Source organism: Streptomyces sp. NPDC054813 (assembly GCF_053611365.1).
This window is the reverse complement of the sequence record NZ_JBSHAF010000006.1, coordinates 1-18,189: the sequence shown is the minus strand read 5'-3', so window position 1 is coordinate 18,189 and position 18,189 is coordinate 1. Positions and strand designations below refer to the sequence as shown.

Annotated in this window: 15 protein-coding genes and 5 pseudogenes; 11 read left to right on the top strand and 9 right to left on the bottom strand. The window is 68.2% G+C overall.

Features of this window, described 5'->3' with window-relative positions:
* Nucleotides 1–15 precede the first annotated feature (15 nt).
* The 3 genes and pseudogenes from ACWGJB_RS13345 to ACWGJB_RS13335 form a co-directional block, all read left to right on the top strand.
* Nucleotides 16–2,118: a hypothetical protein gene (locus tag ACWGJB_RS13345; protein WP_453380304.1), complete on the top strand. Its 2,103-nt coding sequence runs from the start codon at nt 16–18 to the stop codon at nt 2,116–2,118.
* A 43-nt stretch (nt 2,119–2,161) separates the two neighbouring features.
* Entirely contained in the window at nt 2,162–2,875 is a 714-nt protein-coding gene (locus tag ACWGJB_RS13340) for an ABC transporter ATP-binding protein (protein ID WP_453380303.1), read from the top strand.
* 284 nt (nt 2,876–3,159) lie between these two features.
* A pseudogene (locus tag ACWGJB_RS13335) lies at nt 3,160–3,294 on the top strand (ferritin-like domain-containing protein); the annotation flags it as partial.
* A gap of 181 nt (nt 3,295–3,475) precedes the next feature.
* Here ACWGJB_RS13335 and ACWGJB_RS13330 read toward each other — a convergent pair.
* The 5 genes and pseudogenes from ACWGJB_RS13330 to ACWGJB_RS13310 form a co-directional block, all read right to left on the bottom strand.
* Entirely contained in the window at nt 3,476–3,925 is a 450-nt protein-coding gene (locus tag ACWGJB_RS13330; RefSeq protein WP_453380302.1) for a hypothetical protein, read from the bottom strand.
* A 97-nt stretch (nt 3,926–4,022) separates the two neighbouring features.
* Nucleotides 4,023–4,196 carry a hypothetical protein gene (locus ACWGJB_RS13325; RefSeq protein WP_453380301.1) on the bottom strand — a complete coding sequence of 58 codons (174 nt, stop codon included), beginning with the start codon at nt 4,194–4,196 and terminating at the stop codon, nt 4,023–4,025.
* A 178-nt stretch (nt 4,197–4,374) separates the two neighbouring features.
* Nucleotides 4,375–5,496 carry a cytochrome P450 gene (locus tag ACWGJB_RS13320; protein ID WP_453380649.1) on the bottom strand — a complete coding sequence of 374 codons (1,122 nt, stop codon included), beginning with the start codon at nt 5,494–5,496 and terminating at the stop codon, nt 4,375–4,377.
* Between the two features lie 132 nt (nt 5,497–5,628).
* Nucleotides 5,629–6,999 (bottom strand): annotated as a pseudogene (locus ACWGJB_RS13315) (NAD(P)/FAD-dependent oxidoreductase); the annotation flags it as partial.
* Nucleotides 6,996–7,223, bottom strand: coding sequence for a ferredoxin (locus ACWGJB_RS13310; RefSeq protein WP_453380300.1), 228 nt, complete (start codon nt 7,221–7,223; stop codon nt 6,996–6,998). The gene ACWGJB_RS13310 and the pseudogene ACWGJB_RS13315, both read right to left, overlap by 4 nt.
* Nucleotides 7,224–7,733: 510 nt before the next feature.
* Between ACWGJB_RS13310 and ACWGJB_RS13305 the strand changes: the two genes are divergently transcribed.
* On the top strand, nt 7,734–8,291 hold the full coding sequence (locus tag ACWGJB_RS13305) for a GNAT family N-acetyltransferase (protein WP_453380299.1): 558 nt from the start codon (nt 7,734–7,736) through the stop codon (nt 8,289–8,291).
* Nucleotides 8,292–8,387: 96 nt separating this feature from the next.
* Here the strand turns inward: ACWGJB_RS13305 and ACWGJB_RS13300 are convergent, their stop codons facing one another.
* Nucleotides 8,388–9,662: a cytochrome P450 gene (locus tag ACWGJB_RS13300; protein ID WP_453380298.1), complete on the bottom strand. Its 1,275-nt coding sequence runs from the start codon at nt 9,660–9,662 to the stop codon at nt 8,388–8,390.
* A gap of 783 nt (nt 9,663–10,445) precedes the next feature.
* Here ACWGJB_RS13300 and ACWGJB_RS13295 point away from each other — a divergent pair.
* The 3 genes and pseudogenes from ACWGJB_RS13295 (at nt 10,446) to ACWGJB_RS13285 (ending at nt 15,159) form a co-directional block, all read left to right on the top strand.
* The gene (locus ACWGJB_RS13295; RefSeq protein WP_453380297.1) at nt 10,446–14,159 is read left to right on the top strand and encodes a S8 family serine peptidase; all 3,714 of its coding nucleotides are present in this window, start codon (nt 10,446–10,448) and stop codon (nt 14,157–14,159) included.
* A gap of 94 nt (nt 14,160–14,253) precedes the next feature.
* Nucleotides 14,254–14,621 (top strand): annotated as a pseudogene (locus tag ACWGJB_RS13290) (DUF488 domain-containing protein); the annotation flags it as partial.
* Between the two features lie 223 nt (nt 14,622–14,844).
* A complete protein-coding gene (locus tag ACWGJB_RS13285) occupies nt 14,845–15,159 on the top strand; it encodes a hypothetical protein (RefSeq protein ID WP_453380676.1) in 315 nt (104 codons plus the stop codon).
* A 219-nt stretch (nt 15,160–15,378) separates the two neighbouring features.
* Here ACWGJB_RS13285 and ACWGJB_RS13280 read toward each other — a convergent pair whose 3' ends face one another.
* Complete coding sequence (locus ACWGJB_RS13280) at nt 15,379–15,711, bottom strand: hypothetical protein (protein WP_453380296.1); 333 nt, start codon at nt 15,709–15,711, stop codon at nt 15,379–15,381.
* A 265-nt stretch (nt 15,712–15,976) separates the two neighbouring features.
* Here ACWGJB_RS13280 and ACWGJB_RS13275 point away from each other — a divergent pair, with 265 nt between their 5' ends.
* Entirely contained in the window at nt 15,977–16,153 is a 177-nt protein-coding gene (locus ACWGJB_RS13275; protein WP_453380295.1) for a hypothetical protein, read from the top strand.
* A 96-nt stretch (nt 16,154–16,249) separates the two neighbouring features.
* Here the strand turns inward: ACWGJB_RS13275 and ACWGJB_RS13270 are convergent.
* Nucleotides 16,250–16,477: pseudogene (locus ACWGJB_RS13270) on the bottom strand (transposase family protein); the annotation flags it as partial.
* A gap of 90 nt (nt 16,478–16,567) precedes the next feature.
* Here ACWGJB_RS13270 and ACWGJB_RS13265 point away from each other — a divergent pair.
* The 3 genes and pseudogenes from ACWGJB_RS13265 (at nt 16,568) to ACWGJB_RS13255 (ending at nt 17,783) form a co-directional block, all read left to right on the top strand.
* The gene (locus tag ACWGJB_RS13265; RefSeq protein ID WP_099504217.1) at nt 16,568–16,642 is read left to right on the top strand and encodes a 50S ribosomal protein bL37; all 75 of its coding nucleotides are present in this window, start codon (nt 16,568–16,570) and stop codon (nt 16,640–16,642) included.
* A 158-nt stretch (nt 16,643–16,800) separates the two neighbouring features.
* A pseudogene (locus ACWGJB_RS13260) lies at nt 16,801–17,319 on the top strand (phosphotransferase); the annotation flags it as partial.
* 98 nt (nt 17,320–17,417) lie between these two features.
* Nucleotides 17,418–17,783 carry a transposase gene (locus ACWGJB_RS13255; RefSeq protein WP_453380294.1) on the top strand — a complete coding sequence of 122 codons (366 nt, stop codon included), beginning with the start codon at nt 17,418–17,420 and terminating at the stop codon, nt 17,781–17,783.
* Between the two features lie 75 nt (nt 17,784–17,858).
* Here ACWGJB_RS13255 and ACWGJB_RS13250 read toward each other — a convergent pair.
* The coding region (locus ACWGJB_RS13250) for a GyrI-like domain-containing protein (RefSeq protein ID WP_453380293.1) at nt 17,859–18,189 on the bottom strand (331 nt) is incomplete at its 5' end.

Sequence of the window (18,189 nt, the reverse complement as noted above, 5' to 3'; positions counted from 1 at the left end):
CGACCTAGGTATCCCATGCTGCATCGAGGTATACGATTCGTCCACGCCGCCGTCCTGGCCTTCTCCGCAGTCCTGGCCTTTCTGTTCCTGCGCGGCCTGGACGAGAGCGGGGTCCTGGGAAACTCGGCCCTGGTCGACGTGGCGGATTCGGACAATTCTGTCAGCGGTGCTCAAGTCGTCCGGGAAATCAAGTCTTTCTCGGCCGAGCACGAAGTCGGGGTGGCCCGCGAGGTGGCCGATCTGAAGAACCCGGACGGGATTCGGCATCTTTACCTGGCCCCGGGCGGCCCCCATTCCGTGACTGCGGACTGGTTGGACAAGGGCTATCCGGCGTTCAGCAGGAACTACGAGACGCGCGTGCATCCGATCTCCGAGATCGGACAACAGGACCCTCGCGGTTCCTACTACGTGTTCGGATCAGCCGCGGCCGCCGATGCCTTGAAAACGAAGCTCGACGACCTCGGCATGACCGTAGCCGTCACCCACCCCTTGTCGTACACCGAACTGGTCGACCGATACTCGGACGATCCCCTGTACTGGGCCTTCTGCGTGGTCGCCCTCGCGGCGCTGACGATGACCGGCGCGAGCGTGCTGCTCAACGCGAAGTCGTACGGAGTCCTGCGGATGCAGGGCATGTCCTTCGCCGGCATCCTTCTTCGCGAGCTACGGCAGTTGGCGGTGTTCTGGCTGATCGCGGTCGCCACCGTGACGGTCGCGGCGCTCGCCTTCCTCGGCTTCTACAACGGCCTCGCCTGGCTGGGGCTGTTCGCTTCGCTGGCCGCGGGCATCGCCGCCCTGCTCGTCTCCCTGGCGCTGGCCACTCACGCGGGCGCGCTGGCTCTGACCTACAAGGTCGACGTACTGCACGCCCTCAAGGGCGAACTGCCTTCACGGGCGGCGTCCGTCAGCGTCTACCTCGTACGCATCCCCGCGCTGCTGCTCGCTCTTGGTATCGCCACGAACGTCACGCTCGCGAGCCGGGACGTACTGACCCGCCAGGAGAACCGGGACATCTACGGCACCGTGGGTGATGCGGTCTCGATCCGCCTCAACGGCGCCTTCGCCATGCACATGGACCAACTGAACGACCATGTCGGTCCGTGGCTGCGCCAGGCCGACAAGCGGGGTGAGGTCATTGTCGCCGGGCGCAGGGACCTCCAGGTCTCCGCGCCGGACGCGCGGCTGCCGGCCGGAGAGATTCTCATCGTCAACGACACATATCTCGGCAAGCAGCCGGTTTTCGACCCGGCGGGACAGCGTTACATGTCTGAGGCCCGGAGTGACAAGGCGCCCGACTCCCGCTCGGTACGGGTCATCATTCCCGATTCCCTCTCCTCGCACACGGCGACGATCGCCAAGGCGGCCTCCGAGATCATCGATCCGGATCTCAGTAGGCACATCCCGATGGAAACACTCAGCAGTAGAAACGGACAGCGCCTCTTCGGCTACAGCACCGGCACGTACGTCTATAATTCCGCGCACAGTGCGGACGAGGACAGGTCCCTGGTGCGCGACCCGATCATTGTCGCCGTCCCCAATGGTTCACATTTCCTCACGGATGACGCCTATACCTCGTTCGCCACTCAGGCGGGAGTGGTCTTCCCCGACCCTGCTGACGTGCTGAACGCCATCGAGGCGAAGAAAGTCCAGAACTACGTGAACTCGGTGAGCCCGGTCGGGCAGAAAACCGCTCTGGACCTACGGAGTTCGGTCACCAAGCTCCGGCTTCAAATATTCGACCTCGTTGTTGCCGTGATAGTGCTCCTCATCGCCGGGGTCGGTGTCTGTCTCATCTACTCGCGAAAGAACGCACAGAGCATATTCGTACGACACATCGGCGGCTGGAGATATGTCGCCAACCACCGCTTCGTGCTCGCCGTGGAGGTGGCTATCGCGCTTGTCTTCGCGACGCGGGTCCCCTTCCAGGCCTGGCAGCAGAACCAGGAACTGGAGAGGTTTGCCGCGGCCGGTGCGCCTGCCCCCTTCGAGCCGATTCACATCGGCGCACTGGATCTCACCGTCATCACCGGTCTTGTTGTTTTCGAATTGGGAGCCGTGCTGCTCGCTCTCGCGTTCTTCCATCGCCGCATCGTGAAGGAAGGGGCGACGGAGTCGTGAGCCCCGCCCGTGCGGAAAACCCTCCACTCAGCCGGAGTATGTTGTGATCGAAATCGAGAATCTTTCGAAGGTCTTCGGCGCCCGGACTTTGTGGCGCGATGTCAACCTCACGGTCAATCGTGGTGAGATGCTTGCCCTTGTAGGTCCGAGTGGATCGGGTAAGTCGACCCTCCTGAACTGTCTCGGGCTGCTCGACAGGCCGAGTACCGGGACGATCCGGCACGAGGGGAAGGACATCACCCGATTCGGCCGAAGTGATGTCCGTCGGTTCCGCCGTGACACCCTCGGCTATCTGTTTCAGCACTATGCGCTGATCGAGAACGCGACGGTCGTCGAGAACCTGGAAGTGGTGGCCAAGCCACGGCGGTTGGCTCAGAGCGAGGGCAAGGGTACGGGTACGGGTAAGAGCAAGAACAAGGGCAGTACCGCTGTCGCTGAAGCCCTTGACCGTGTCGGTCTGGCGGGGCGGGAGAAGGAGAAGATCTACCACCTCAGTGGTGGCGAACAGCAGCGCGTGGCTCTGGCCCGTCTCATGGTCCAGCGGCCGGCCCTCGTGCTCGCGGACGAGCCGACGGGTGCACTCGACGAAGACAACAGCACGGTCGTCATCGACATCCTTCGTGAGATGAGCGAGGCCGGATGCGCCGTGGTCATCGCCACCCACGATGCCGGTGTCCGTGGTCGTTGCGACGCCGTATTCGCTGTGCACGAGTCCTCCCTCGTCCGTTCCCCGGCAGCGGCCGGTGCGATCGGGTGACTGGGCCGAACAGGGCGCCTCTCAGGGGGAAGAAACCCCGGTTCAGCGGCTTACCGCATGGTGCCTCCGGCAGGACTCGAACCTGCGACACCGGCTTTGGGAGCCCGATCAGCGGAGCGCGCCTCGGGGAAGCGGCCCTTCACCAGGGGACGGGCAGGTCTCTCGCACCGCTCGTGCATGAATCTGTGAGCTGCGGGCGCCTGGCAGCAGTGGAACGGTCTGATGTCCGCCGGCGTCGTCCCTCTCCGGGGCACGATGGCCGTGTCCGGGAGAGGGGAGACCGGATGCGTACGGGCGGCTTCGCCAAGTGGACAAGACGGTTCGAGGACGAGCGGGAGCGCAGCCGCGCCCTGGGCGACCCGGACTGGAGGCATGGCGCGACGCTGCATCCGGCGGTGTGGGCCAGCACCCTGCGGTTCGTGGCCGATGTCATGGCCTCGTCCCACGCGGTGGTCTCCGCAGTGCTGGTGCCCCGCCCGGATGCATGGACGAACGCGGGCTGACGACAGACAGCCGTTCATCGTCCTGGAGAGGCGGCCTGTGTTCCGCCGCTGTTTTCCGTTCGGTGGGTCATGAGGGGAGCGAACTCTTTGCCGCCCGTCACCGCGGGTCGACACCCCATATCTTGATGGGCTCGTACGTTCCGTCGTGGAAGTCGAAGACGGCCACTTCGGTGTCGGACATGTGGCGGAAGTGGCCCCCGTAGCCGGGCTGCGCGATGTGTGGGGCCAGCAGGTCCAACAGGCCCCGGAGGTAATGCATGGAGTCGTCGATCCAGCCGTTGCGTGCGAAAAGTTCCCATTCGTACCGCTCCCCGGATTCCGTGAACTCCTGCACCTCGCGACGCAGGGACACGACGTCTCCACCGGGCACCCGGCGGTTGGCGTGGTCATCGGGGACGAGTAGGGGGTACAGGTATCCGTCCTGGTCGTCGAGACCTTCGGGGAACTCGGTGTCCATGCCCAAGTGCCACCGCAGGGCGGCCATGACCCGTTCGGGGGTGTCGTCGCGCAAGTAGCAGGAAAAGACGACCTCGTAGCGCTCACTCATGGACGGCATTGTGCACGGCAGGACTGACACCGCTTGCGTCCAGCGATGCCGTCGCACGAACAACTAGACCCCGCGCTCCGTGAGTGCCCTGACGCTGTCAGCGCTTGAAGGATTCCTTGGTCCTCTCTTTCGCACCCCGCATCCTGCCCCGCGCTTCCAGGGCGGCACCCTTTGCTGCGAGGCCTTCCTTGTGCACCGCGTGGGCCGCCTTTCGCACGGTCTTTCCGACAACCTGTTCGGCCTTTGCCTTGGTTTTCTCTCCGACACTCATCTCGGTACCTCCGCGCTCACTGACCGAGTGCCCTTGAGGCAGGGGTACAACCTTCAGCAGGCGATGTGCCATGCGCCCGCGTCCTACGGAGCGACCGCTTTGTCCCGAAGCGACTTGGGCGGCCTGCCGGCCAAGGGTTGGTGTGCTTTTCGGAAACCGACTGCCCTCGGCTGCCCCGTCAACCGTGACCCTGCTCGATGTCCAGATGGATCGGACCCCGAAGAACGGCACTGGGCCGGTACGGCGGCGGGTCGGCGACCAGCCTGGGTCGGTCGAGGCGGCGTACCAGCTCGGTCAGCGCGATCTGGGTTTCCCGCCGGGCCAGCGGGCCGCCGAAACACAGGTGGATGCCGCTGCCGAACCCCAGGTGCTGGTTGTCACGCCGATCCGGGTCGAAGCGGTCCGGATCGTGGAAGCGCTTCGGATCGCGGCTGCCCGAGGCCAGCATGAGCATGATCTGCGAGCCCTGGGGGATGACGGTGTCGGCGACCGTGATGTCGCTGTACGCCACCCGCCAGGGAATGATCTGCACGGGGGGCTCGTAGCGCAGTAGTTCCTCGACCAGCGGCACGACGAGGTCCGGTTCGTCGCGCAGTCGCTGCAGCACCTGCGGATGGCGCAGCAGCGTCAGCATGCCGTTGGTGATGAGGTTGACGAGGGTCTCATGGCCGGCGACGAGGAGCAGTTTGGCGGTGGCGACGATCTCCTCGTCGGCCATCCGACCGTCGGGCCCGTCGTCGTTGGCCAGCCGTGAGAGCAAGCCGTCTCCCGTCCGGCCGTGGCGCTGTTCCACCAGCTCGCCGAGGCACTGCCGCAAGTCATTGCGGGCCTGTACGCCCTTGTCCAGTTTCTCCTTCGGGTCGGTCTCGGGGTCGTAGTCGACCGAGTTCATGATGTCGTTCACCCAGAGGTGGAACCTCGGCTCGTCCTCGCGCGGCACGCCGAGCAAGTGACAGGTCACGGTCACGGGGAACGGGAAGGCGAAATCGTCGACGACGTCGATCCGCTCCTTGCCCGCCAAATCGTCGATCAGGCTGCCGACGGTGGCGGTCAGGAAGCCTTCGAGGCCAGTCACCAGCCCAGGGGTGTGCGGGGGGCCGAAGCCACGCATCGCCATACGCCGCAGGCGATCGTGCTCGGGCGAGTCCATGTGGATGAACGACGACGGGGCCCCGCCCTCGACCGAGGGCATCGGACACGACAGATTGCGCACGTCGGAACTCAGATGCGGGTCATTCAGTATGTCCGTGATCTCGCGATGGGCGCTGACGACGTAGCTGCCGTCCTCCTGCCGGGCCACCGGCGTCCTGCGCAACTCGGCATACAGCGGGTAGGGGTCGGCCCGGGCGGAGTAGTCGAAGATCCGTTGTAGCGTGCCGGGCGTCCCGGTCGTGGTCGTCCGGCCTTCTTGCTGCCGATGCCGGCGCACGGCCGTGACACGGTGCTCACCCGGGTCATGGCCTGTGACGACCACCGTGGCGCCCTGCGTGAGCAGGGCGGGGCCGGGGAAGTCGACGGGCACCGGTTTCATGTCGGCCGGCTGGTCCGGCGTGGGGCAGGGGGGCGGGAAAGGTGCGGCCGTCTCGATCAACCGCCGGTAGTGTCCCAGCGACTTGCCGTTGTTGAAGCTCACGGCAGCCGTGACGCGGCCCCGATAGCCATATGCGGTGACGAAACGGTGGTCGTCCAGCGATCCCTGGGTGACGACCACCTCGTCGGCGAAGGTCGGCACGCCGACGGACTTGATGTTGACGCCGAACTGGATCGACCAGAACAGCGGGACGGACAGGTGGGGCCGGCGGTCCGCCGGGGCGCTGACCATGTTGTGGGCCGCGACCTCGGCCTGCTCCACGGCGTTGGCCCAGTGCTCCAGTGCGATGAGCCGGTGGTCGTAGACGGGGTTCGGGCAACGTGCCACGTCTCCCGCGGCGAAGACGTCGTCGGTGACGCGTCCACTGATGTCGAGGGCGCGGCAACCCGTGTCACAGGTGATTCCCCACACGCCCGCCGCCAGTCCCGACTCCCGCAGCCACTCGGTGTTGCGGATGCTCCCGAGCGCCACCACCGCCACATCGGCGTCGACCGTACTGCCGTCGTCGAAGTGAGCACGGCGAAACCGTCCCTGCGCGTCGCCCTCCAGCCGGGCGACCTTGACACCGCACCGCAGGTCGACACCATGAGCGCGCTGCATGCCGGCCGCGACCTCGCCGATCATGGCGCCGAGAGCCCCGACCAGCGGGGCCGGAGCGAGTTCGGCGACGGTCACCGGGATGTCCCGCTCGCGGCAGACGGAGGCGATCTCGGAGCCGGTGAATCCCGCACCGATGACCAGCACCCGGGAGGGCCCGGCGGCGAGGGCCCGCTGCAGGCTCTCGGCGTGCTCGCGCGTACGTACCACGAACACTCCGTCCAGGGCCGCCTCGGACTCGACGAACCAGGGCCGGGCCCGTACCCCGGTGGAGATCAGCACCCGGTCGAAGGGAACCTCGCGTCCGTCGGCGAGACGCACCTGGTTCGTCGCGAGGTCCAGCCCGCTGGCGGGCACGCCCAGCAGCCACTCCGCGTCGATGCCACGACGGCGGGGCAAAGTGGTGCCCCCGGCCGGCACCCACCCGGTCAGTACTTGCTTGGACAGGGGCGGCCGGTCGTAGGGCTCGCCCAACTCGTCACCGATCATGGTCAACGATCCGGTGAAACCCTCGTCTCGCAGAGCCTCCGCGGCCCGCAGCCCGGCCAGCGATGCCCCGACGACCACGATGCGGCCGTCGCGCTTGAACGCACGCAGGTTGTCGGCACCGGTCATGACGGCGACGTCTCCGCCGGTGCGTGCCGCGCATCCAGCCGGTCGACCAGGATCGCCTGGACCGGACAGGCCGCCGCGGCGCGTAGCACCTGGTCGCGCCGGGCGTCGTCGGGGTTCGGGTCGTACATGAGCGCTTCCTCACCGTGCATCCGGAACGCCTCCGGAGCCAGGAACGCGCACTGCGCATACCCCTCACAACGGGAAAGATCAACGACAACTTTCACCCCGACCTCCACAGGGAGTGGGAGCTGCAGACCCTCAAGCCGGCGCCACCCCGGTGCACAACGAGGGAGGATCCGGCCGCTGCCCCCCTGCGCAGTGCGAGGGGGTGCACCGTGCTCGTCGGGTCTTCATGGAAAGAACTGATCATCGCGGCCAAGGCGATCGGCGCCGGACGGGGGACGTATCCCTGGTTGCGGCTGCATTTTGGTGACGTGAGAGGCGCTCTTCTGGATTGCCGTTTCGACGGAAACCGTGTGGCAAGGTGCGCCGAAATACCGTCAGAGAATCAGCGTAGACAACGGCACCGATACCAGGCGAGTCCAGTGTTGATCGATCAGATGGCCGCAGGCCGGAGAGCCGGCCCTGCACTTCTTCGGCCGCCGGGGCACTCGCCGAGGATCAGCAGAGATCAAGCGCCGGCCAGGGCGGATGCCGACAGAAGAAGGCGGGAGTCGGTCTCGCCCCGGTGTGCCTCTCGGCCTCGCCCGCACAGCAGCGTGATCAAATAAGGCATGGCATCGTCCTGGACTGGTGATCGGGTCCGCCTACGCGCTGTCGAGCCCGACGACTGGACGGCGTTCATGCGCTTCGCCGACGATGACGGGCGGCGAGGGAGCCGGCTGGATCTGCCGCGGTCCGCCGAGAGCTACCGTGCCTGGGCGAAGGAGCAAGCCGTTGCCGAGTGCGATGACGACCGCTTCCGGTTGGCGGTCGAAGCGACGGCCACGGGAGAGCTGGTCGGCACAGTCGGCTCGCATCGCACCGGCCCTCGTTCAGGCTGGTTCGAGTGTGATATCACCATCGGCGCTGACCACCGGCGCAGGGGCTACGCGGCAGAAGCCCTTGTGCTGCTGCTGCGCTTCATGTTCGCCGAGCGGCGCTATCACAAATGCCTGGCAGCGATCTTCGCCCACAACGAGGCATCGCTGACACTTTTCCGTCGGCTCGGCTTCACCGAGGAGGGGCGCTTGCGGAAACACGTCTTCTTCGCCGGCCGGCACCACGACCTCGTCATGATGGGCATGCTCGCCGACGAGTTCGACCAGCGACACACGCTGAGCCAACCATGAGCTGGTCATCCAGGCGTGTGCGGAACGGCACTCGAACCTTGTCGACGTTCGCTGTTCGCTGGTGCAGGCGGCCTGCCACCGAAAGCAGGACTGCCCTCAGCCGCGCGAGGTGGCGCGCAGACGCAAGCCGACAGTTGCGAGACCTTCGAGGGTGGTGACCTGGTAGCTGGGTTCCGGTCCGGGCGGCTCGCTCAAGTGGTGGCAGCGGGCGGTCTGCGCAGTCAGGAGCGTCAGCATCGCCATGGCCAGAGCGGCTCCCTCGCAGCCGTGCGGCCCGGTACCGAAAGAGAGGAAGACCCCGGGTTTCGCCGGCGAACCCGAATCATCGAGCCAGCGCTCGGGCTGGAACCGGTCCGGCTCGGAGAATTCCCGTGCGTCGCGGTGGGCGGTGTAAGGGCAGACGAGAACGGTGGACCCGGCGTCGATGGTGTAGTCGGCGAGCTGAGTCTGACGCGGCGCGCGCCGGGTCAGTAGCCAGCTCGGGGGGTACAGCCGGAGCACCTCACTGACCAGTGCCTGGGTGTATTGCAGGCTGCCGAGGTGGGTGCTGGTCGTCGCGGCCGGGTCCGCGGGCAGCGAGGCGGCTTCGGCCGCGACGCGGTCCGCTGCCTGGGGGTGCCGGGCCAGGTGGAGCAGGATCCATCCGGCTGCCCGGGTAGGGGTCTCGAAGGTGGCGACGGTGATTCCGGGGAGGGTGTCGAGGATGGCCTCTTCCGGCACCGGGCCGTAGTGGGGGGAGGGCCGGAGCATCTGTCCCAGCATGTCGTCACCGAGCCGGCCCGATGAACGACGCCGGCGGACGATGGGCCGCAGAGCGTCGGTGAAGGCGACTTGCTGCCGTGTGCGGAACCGCCGTGCCGGTGTGGGGATCCAGCGCGGCCATACCCAACGCGAGGGGCGTACGAGCACCTCCCGGGCCAGGAAGAGCTGTGCGGCATAGGGCAGCAAGGTGGGAGCGTCTTCGGAGAAGAGGTAGCTCACGCCGATCTCTGCCAGGGTGTGCCGGACCGGGGGCAGGATCTCGACGTCCTGGCCCGTGGGCCACTGGTCGGCAAATAGAGCGGTCCGGGGCGCGATCTCACCGATCCGGGCTGCAACCGCCTGCGCACGTAGCCCGCGCATGCGGGCGGCGTGAGCGTGCGCACGCTCCTCGGGCGTCGGTGCTCCGCTCGACCGCTTCAACGGCGGGAAGAGAGGCGAGGGCGCCTTGGGGAAGTCCTGCGCGCGGCGCAGGACTGCTTCACACGGTCCGGCCGCGGTGGCTACGTAGACACCCGGCTCCAGCTGCCAGACGTCCCCACACTCTTCAGCGCCACGCCGCGCCAATGCCAGCCGGTCGCGGCTCCAGGCCGCGAAGCTGCCTTCGGGCAACCGCGGCGGCTCATTCCTTCGGCCCATGAAATCGTCCCTGGCTCTCGTACTGTCCAGGCCGATGTCGTCGGCAGAGTGGCGGGGAACTGGCGGGCTCCCGGGGGCGCCCGCCAGCAGTGCGGTCAGTCCTAGTCGTCGCCGGCGTACGCATCCCATTCGGAGGACCCGTACGCACCGTAGTGGCGGGTGAAGGACAGCTTGCCGAGCAGTTTGGCGATCATGACGCACTCCTCTCGCCTGTCTTCAGCACCAAAGGCCACATATCACATATTGCCACACAAGGCATATCTGCGATATGGCGCATATTCCGGTCATCGGTCGCGTGCGGTCACTACTGATCACCGCATTCGCGAACCGCGGTGGCGCCGCCGCGGAGGGCAGCAAGCGCGGAGGGCAGCAAGGGCGGCCGCGGACAGGTCGTCGTTGTCGCCGGCCGGCAGCTGCATACCGGCTGTGGGGCTGTCGGCCCCCGCGGAAAGGCCCGTCACCCATCGATGACGTGAGAGCGCGGGCCCGCCGCACCTGCCCTCCGCCCCGGCGGAGGGCATGCGCCAAGCCGCCGACCGGGATGCTCCGCAGGCCCGTTGCTCCGTCCCTCGACACGCCGAATTGATGGGGCGGTCCGCCGCCGTCCCCCGGACGCGCGGTGGCCGACGACCCCGTCTGCCCGCGGCGTAACTGTGCCATGGCACAAGAGCGACAGGTGCGACCCCTTGAACGGCGGTGGGGGAGGCCCGAGGATCCAGTGATCTTTCGCTCTTCGCCGCGTCTCAGGAGTCTTCCTTGCCCAAGGTTCCCATCCCCCGGCCCGGGCCGATCGCCCTCGCCGTGGCGGCCGCGCTAACACTCGGCGTCGTACCGGCGACTGCCGCTGTGTCCGCATACTCCGCCGGTGAGGTGTCGCACAACGACGCCGGACACCAAACCCCCGGCGATGCCGGCACGCACACCGTCACCCTGATCACGGGTGACAAGGTCACCATCGGGACCGCCGCCGACGGCACCGTCGTGCGCTCCTTCCAGGCCGCGAGCGGAGCCACCACCGGCTTCCACCGCGCTGTCGTGGACGGCGCCACCTATGTCTACCCCGACGCCGCCCTGCCGTACGTGAGCGCCGGCAAACTCGACAAGCAGCTCTTCAACGTGACGCGGCTGATCACCGAGGGCTACGACGACGCGCACAGCTCCCGGCTGCCGCTGATCGTGCGCTACACCGCAGCCGCCGCCAAGGCCCGCACCCGGACGAAGATGGCCGGCTCTACCGACGTCCGCCGCCTGGACAGCATCCAGGGCGCGGCCCTCGCGCAGAACCACAGGCAGGCACCGGAGTTCTGGTCCTCGCTCACCGGGGGTTCCGGCGCGGCGGCCCGGTCCGCGAAGCCGTCCTTCGCGGGCGGCGTCGCCAACGTGTGGCTCGACGGCAAGGTGAAGGCCGACCTGGCCGACTCCACCGCCCAGATCGGCGCGCAGAAGGTATGGGCGGAGGGCAACACCGGCCAGGGCGTGAAGGTCGCGATGCTCGACACCGGCGCGGACACCGAACACCCGGACCTGGTCGGGCAGGTGTCCGACAGCGCCAGCTTCGTCCCCGGCGAGGACGACATAGCCGACTACAACGGCCACGGCACGCACGTCGCCTCGACCATCGTCGGCACGGGCAGTGCCTCCGACGGCAAGGAGCGAGGTGTCGCCTCCGGCGCCCGGCTGGCCGTCGGCAAGGTGCTCAACTCCGAGGGCAGCGGCCAGGAATCCTGGATCATCGCGGGCATGGAGTGGGCCGCCCGCGACCAGAAGGCCAGGATCATCAGCATGAGCCTGGGCGGCGGCGGTGACAAGACCGACCCGATGAGCCAGGCCGTCGACGAACTCAGCCACGACACGGGCGCGTTGTTCGTGATCGCGGCGGGCAACGGCGGCCCGCACTCCATCAGCAGCCCCGGTGCCGCAGACTCCGCGCTGACCGTCGGCGCCGTCGACGCCACCGACACGCTCGCCGACTTCTCCAGCCAGGGCCCGCGTGACGGCGACGGCGGGCTGAAGCCGGAGATCACCGCGCCCGGCGTCGACATCGTCGCGGCGCGCTCGCACTACAAGCGCGGCTCCGGCTACTACACCACGATGAGCGGCACGTCGATGGCGACGCCGCACGTCGCCGGTGCCGCCGCGCTCCTCGCCTCCGAGCACCCCGACTGGACGGGCACCCAGCTCAAGGAGGCGCTGGTCAGCAGCGCCAAGGCAACCCCGGCGTACACCCCGTACCAGGCGGGCGCCGGCCGGCTCGACGCGCTCGCGGCCGTGCACACCACGGTCTTCGCCACCACGACCGCCTACTCCGGCTTCCACACGTGGCCCCCGAAGCCCGGGGAGACCGACGTCCAGACAGTGACGTACACCGACGTCGGCGACGCCCCGGTCAGCCTCGACCTGGCGGTCAACGGCACCGTCCCGGCCGGGTTGTTCAGCCTCTCCGAGGACCATGTCACCGTGCCCGCGCACGGCACCGCCACGGTCACGCTGACCGCGGCTCTGGACAAGCTGGCGGGCGACCAGTCGGTCAGCGCCGTGATCACCGGTACGGACGGCGCCGGGACGGTTCGCGCCCGGACCCTGATCGGCGCGGCCCGAGAGGGCCAGCGGCAGAATCTGACCGTCGTCGCGAAGGACCGTGCGGGCAAGCCGCTGGCGGGCCGGGTCGTCCTCAGCGCCGAGCACCTCTTCACGGTGATGGACCTCGACGCGTCCGGCACCGGCACCACGCGGCTGCCCGTCGGCAGCTACAGCGGCTGGCTCACCGGGGACGTGCAGGGTGCCGAAGGCCCGCACTCGCTCGGCATGGTGCTGCTCGCCTTCAACGACGTGAAGCTGGACCAGGACCGCACCGTCACGCTGGACGGCCGCAAGGCGCGCCGGATCCTGGCACGCGTGCCGCAGCAGACCACCGCCGTCGCGCCGCGCCTGGACGCCCACCGGTCCTTCACCGACAGCCTGGTGGAGACGTCGATGCTGCCCAACCCGTCGTACGACAGCGTCTGGGCGCTCCCGACCGGCAAGAAGGTCACCGACGGCGAGTTCGAGGCCGGCGCCCGCTTCCGCCTCGAGCAGCCGGCGCTGACCTTGAGCACGAAGTCGACGACCTTCGACGACCCGCTGGTCAAGCGCGCGGCCACGCCGCTGCCCGCCGGTAGCCGGAACCTGACGGCGGTCTTCGCCGGCGACGGCACGGCCGAGGAGCTCGCGCGGCAGAACGTGCGCGGCCAGGCCGTCGTGGTGCGGGGCTCCGGCACGGAAGGGATCAAGGCGCAGGCGGAGGCCGCCGCGGCGGCCGGCGCCCGGCTGCTGCTGGTCGTCAACGACGGCGTCGGCCGCCTGCAGCCCTGGGACGAGAACCCCTGGAGCCCGCAGAGCCCGGCCCCGGTGACGGTGGCGACGCTCACCGCCGACCAGGGCGCGGAGCTGATCGGCTCGCTCCGGCACGGCGCGGTGTCGCTGAAGGTCACCTCGCACCCCACGACGGACTACGTCTACGACGTCGTGCACCACTGGACCGGCGCCGTCCCGGCGGACCCGACCTGGCGTGAGGAGCCCAAGGACCTCGGCCGGGTGAACGTCTCCTTCCGGAACTACCGGCAGGGCAAGGCGATGGAGTTCCGTCCGGACGTCTGGCGGGGCTGGGCCGTCGGTAACCAGCTCACGGCGCCCGCCCAGGGCGAGCGCACCGACTGGGTCACCGCCGGCACCACGTGGCTGGACGACGCCTTCATCCAGGGCGAGACCGGACAGCACTCGATCGACCCGCTGCAGTACTCGGCGCGCAAGACCGGCAAGGTCAGCTGGTTCGGCCCGATCCAGCGGCCCCGCATGGGCCCGGTGAACTACCAGCCCGTGCGCTACCTCGACACGATGTACATCACCGCGCCCGGCTGGGGCGACTCGGGCTCCGGCCACGTCGGCGAGGCCGGCGCGAACTTCGACGTCAAGGACTGGATGTCGCTCTACCAGGGCGACCAGCAGCTCGACTGGGGCAACGCCGAGTATCTGCAGGTTCCCGGGCTCGGTGCGGAGCGTCTGCCCTACCGGCTGGTCCTCGACAACGACCGTGGCGCCTGGGCCAACCCGTACTCGACGCACACGCTGACCGAGTGGAACTTCACCTCCGCGGTCACCGGCAGCGAGTCGGCGGTGTCACTGCCGCTGATCCAGCTCGACTACGGCGTGGACACCGACAAGTCCGGCCGGGCCGACCGGCACGCCGGGCTGACGGTGACCGCCTCGCACCTGCCGGGCACCACCGCCGCCATCGGGAAACCGACCGTCGAGGTGTCGTACGACGACGGTGCGACCTGGCAGCGGACGGACCTGAGCCGGTGCGGTGACGGATGGCGGACGAACCTGCGCGCCCCGCGGTCGGCCGGCTTCGCCACCCTCCGGGTCGGCGCCCGGGACAGCGAGGGCAACACCGTCTCGCAGACGATCACCCGGGCCTTCGGCCTGCGCTGACGTCACACCCCGGGAGATCACCCGGGACAGCACCGCGTGGGCGGGACCGCAGCCGGCGGCCCCGCCCACGCGGCGTTCCCAGTTGTCGGAGGATCTGTTCGGAGGATCTGTTCAGAGGATCTATGAGGACATCTCGCCGAGGAACGCCAAGCGAGTGCTCGTGGACCACCTGTGGCCCCGCGGAATGAGCAAAGAACGCGCCCACCTGGACGAATGGCTCCGCGACGTGGCGCCGTCGACGGACCTGCGCCACTGGTACCACCACGATCAGGAGCGCTTCGCGGAGTTCCGGGACCGCCACATCGGCGAACTGCGGGACCGCCACATCGGCGAACTGGAGGACGCCGATCACCGGCCGGCCGTGCAGCACCTGCGTGATCTCGCCGCCCATGACAACGTCACTTGCTCACCGCCACCAAGGACCTCGGCCACAGTGAGGCCGCCATGCTCGCCCGGTGGCTCGGCGCCGCCGGCACAGCGAGCCGCCAGATCCGTTGCTCCGTCGTCCGGCGGTCCTGGCGGACTGCGCGGCAGCAGGTTCTTCGCCCCGAGGACTTTGCTTCACCGCTCGGCAAAACGGTCTACGACCTGTGGCACACCTGCCTGACGAACTGGCTCGATGACGGCGTGCCGCCGGTGCAGGTCGCGGAGTGGGCGGCCAACGGAGTCCCGGTCCTTCCGGCTCATGCCGGGCGACTGTCTCATCACCATCAACGTCTGGCGCCTGACCCGAACCCTGCACGGCCTGACCCGTCTCGCCCGCGAACGCGGCGCCACCGTCAGCGTCCTGACCGACCTGCGCTCCTCACCCCTGGCCGAGGACACGGACCACCTGATCGTCACCCCCATCGAAGGTCTCCACGCCGGCCCGTCTCTCACCGCTGTCGTCGCCGCCGTCCAAGCCGTCCTGAGCGAGCTCGCCGACGACGACGCCTTGCGCGCGTCCGGCGAGATCCAGCAGATGTGGCAGGACCTCGACCTGATGGACGACCAGCCCTGAACCGCCCTGCGGGAGTCGGCGGGATGACAGGGGGAGGCGTCATGCCGGCCGCCGCCGCACCGGGAATTCCCTGAGGAGCGATCAGCGGGGAGACCAGCCTCCCGACTGGCACAACCGGCTGACGCGACCACCGCACTGGGGCCCAACGCGAGAGCCTGCGGAATTACGTGAACGTCCACGGCTGCCGAGGGGCCCCGGAGAGATCTGGGGCCCTCGGCGTTACTGCACGTCCGATGAGGCAAGCTTGACGAACTGCTCCAGAACCTCTCGCGCCTGCGAGACGAGGGCACTCAGCTCCGTCTTGTCGGCTGCCTTGTGCAAGGTGGATGTCAGGGCGTAGGAGTCCTGCGCGATATCGATCAGTGCCCGCGCGCTTGCTATGAGCTGGACCCGGAACAACGCGTGGAGGGCGATCCCGCGGAGTCGGTAAGCCTCCGTGCGAGCTTCGATGAAAGCGGAGCCGTCTGGATCCTCGTTCCTGCGGTGCCAGCGATCCTGTTGCCCGCGCCGGAACTCTGTCAGCGCTCCGGCGAAATCGCCGTAGACGGTCATCCGGTCCGATCACCTTCCTCAAACAATGGAAGATTCGCCCGGGTGCGCCCATCATCGAGGGCCGGGTCGCGGAGCAGGGCATCGGCTAACCTGGCGGCGGAAAACAGACGTACGTATTGGACCCCGACAGGGACTTGCTGGAGCCATAGTGTCCGAATCAACCGCACAAAAAGCCCTCGCAGCGACCCGACAGGCCCTTTCGGGAATCGATGAGGAACTGCAACGGCACACCGCGGGTCACGGACGAGTGAGCAGCGCCCAGCAATTGACATCCCTCCGCGAGCAGTTGGAGCAGGTCGCCGTACAGCTCTCAACCTCCCCGCTCCCGCCCAAGCCGCAGCGGCTGCGTGGCATCGGATGTGTCATCACCGACTCCTGGCCCTACGACAATCCACTGGGAAGCCTCATCCTCGAAGCCGAGCAGCTCTACCTCAGGGCATAGCGTTCCGGGCGGCTTCGAGGCTGCCAGCGCCGCTCCCGCCACGCCATCAGGGAAACGCGCAGCGGGGTACTGGCCCGGTATCTTCAGTGAGCTTCTTCAGCGTTGCTGCTCCAGGGCGAGGATGGCTTTGGCGATTGACGTCATGCGGTTTGGGCTGCATCGGGATCTGCGGAAGATCCGCCAGGACTTCAGGCGGGCGACGCCGCGTTCGACGGGTGCCCGTGCCGCAGCCAGGGCCCGGTTGACGGTCTTCTCGGTGAGGGTGAGTTCCTGCAGGGGGCTGCGTTTGAAGCCCGTGGTCACCCAGGGGCCGCCGCCCTGGTGCTGTGGCCGCGGCACCGCTGATGCGGACTCCCCGGGCCGAATCTAGACTGACAAAGGCATGGAAAGTTCCGTTTTAGGGAGATGTGTGCCATGGCAAAGCGAGGGAACAAGCGACGCGGCCGTAAGAAGAAGAAGGCCAATCACGGCAAGCGCCCCAACGCCTGAATCATTAGGCCCCTATTGCGTAGGCAGCCTGCCGGGCGCTGGGTCCGGCCCGTATGTTCGAGGCATGATCTCGGGCAGCAGCGGGGGACCGGACGGCGGCGGCGCGGAGTTCACGGCGGAGGGCTTGGAGCCCGTGCTCCAAGAGGCCTGCGCGACGGCTGGGCTCGAGTTCCGCGGCGCCAAGCCGCCTCGGTTCGAATGCGGTCTACCGCCTCACCTCGTTACCCGTCATAGTCCGCATCGCGCGTGATCCATCGGTCCGCGCGGAGATGGAACGGGCTGTGGGCGTGGCCCGGTGGCTGGAGACACAGGACTTTCCGGCCATGCGTGTGCCGGCCTCGACAGCTCAGCCGCTTGTCATCGCCGGCCGTGCGGTCACCTTCTGGGAGAGCGTCCAGGAGCACGAGGAGTACGCCACGGTCGCCGAGTTGGCCGACTTGCTCCGCCGTCTGCACTGGTTCGAAGAACCGGAATCCCTCGGCCTGCCGTACTTCGATCCGCTGGCCAAGGTGGCGGCGTCCCTCGAAGGGCTGGACGGTATCTCGGATGAGGACCGAACGTTCCTGGAGGAGCGAGCGGCAAGGCTCGCCAAGGATTACGACCGGCTCGACTTCGTCCTCTCCTTCGGCATGATCCACGATGACGCCAGCATCGGGAACATCCTCCGGCATTGGGACGGGCACGCGGTGCTCATCGACCTGGACGGCTTCGCTCTCGCGCCGCGTGAGTGGGATCTGAAAGGGCATACCGCTGACTGTCGCGGTGTCCGGCGAACGTGCACGACAGCCGGGCCTTCAAGCCGCTGCTCCTGGGCATCCCTGCCATACGCTCCCGGCGAGGGCCGCGACGACGGCGTCCGGTCAAGATCCGCGCGGACAAAGCGTACTTCTCCAGGGAGCACCTCGGTTGGCTCCGCTCACGAGGACTCATCGCGCGCATCGCGCGCCCAGGGATCGAATCGGGCGAGCGGCTGGGCCGGCACCGCTGGAAGATCGAGCGGTCGATCGGCTGGCTCTACGGTTACCGTCCGCTCACCGTCCGATACGAACGCAAGGGCAGCCACTTCCTCGCATTCCTCGGCCTCGCCGCCGTACTGACCTGCTACAAAAAGCTCGCGAAACTGCGGCCGGGCAGCCGCTGACCACTGCGGCCACCGACTGCCCGGCCATGACGCTCGGAGCACGAGGGCGCTGTTCGGGACCGATGTCCGTGAGTGTCAGGGCTTGGCCACCGGCGCCTGCAGCTCAGTCACCCACTCGTCCCGGTTCGGCGGACACTCCAGGCTGATCTCCCGCGGGTATCCGCTCGACTGGTAGCCGTTGCCGTCGATCCAGCGGGCCAGGGCCTGGGCCGTGGGCAGCACCGTGTCCATCGAGCCGTGGTGCACGATCGTCGCCGCCTGGTCGACGGGCGGCAGGTCGAGCACCTGGAAGTCACCGTCCTGGAGGCGGCCCGCGACCTCGACCGCGGCGTGGATGCTGATCCGGCCGCCGCCCTCCGGGGCGTCCTCGTAGTAGGCGACCCCAGGGCCCACAGGCGTGACGCCC

Bases quoted from the DNA above. Each gene is read 5' to 3' on its own strand.
- ACWGJB_RS13345 (WP_453380304.1), top strand. From the start codon at position 16: ATGCTGCATCGAGGTATACGATTCGTCCACGCCGCCGTCCTGGCCTTC.
- ACWGJB_RS13330 (WP_453380302.1), bottom strand. From the start codon at position 3,925: ATGAGTGAGCGCTACGAGGTCGTCTTTTCCTGCTACTTGCGCGACGAC.
- ACWGJB_RS13325 (WP_453380301.1), bottom strand. From the start codon at position 4,196: ATGAGTGTCGGAGAGAAAACCAAGGCAAAGGCCGAACAGGTTGTCGGA.
- ACWGJB_RS13305 (WP_453380299.1), top strand. From the start codon at position 7,734: ATGGCATCGTCCTGGACTGGTGATCGGGTCCGCCTACGCGCTGTCGAG.
- ACWGJB_RS13285 (WP_453380676.1), top strand. From the start codon at position 14,845: ATGCCGGGCGACTGTCTCATCACCATCAACGTCTGGCGCCTGACCCGA.
- ACWGJB_RS13280 (WP_453380296.1), bottom strand. From the start codon at position 15,711: ATGACCGTCTACGGCGATTTCGCCGGAGCGCTGACAGAGTTCCGGCGC.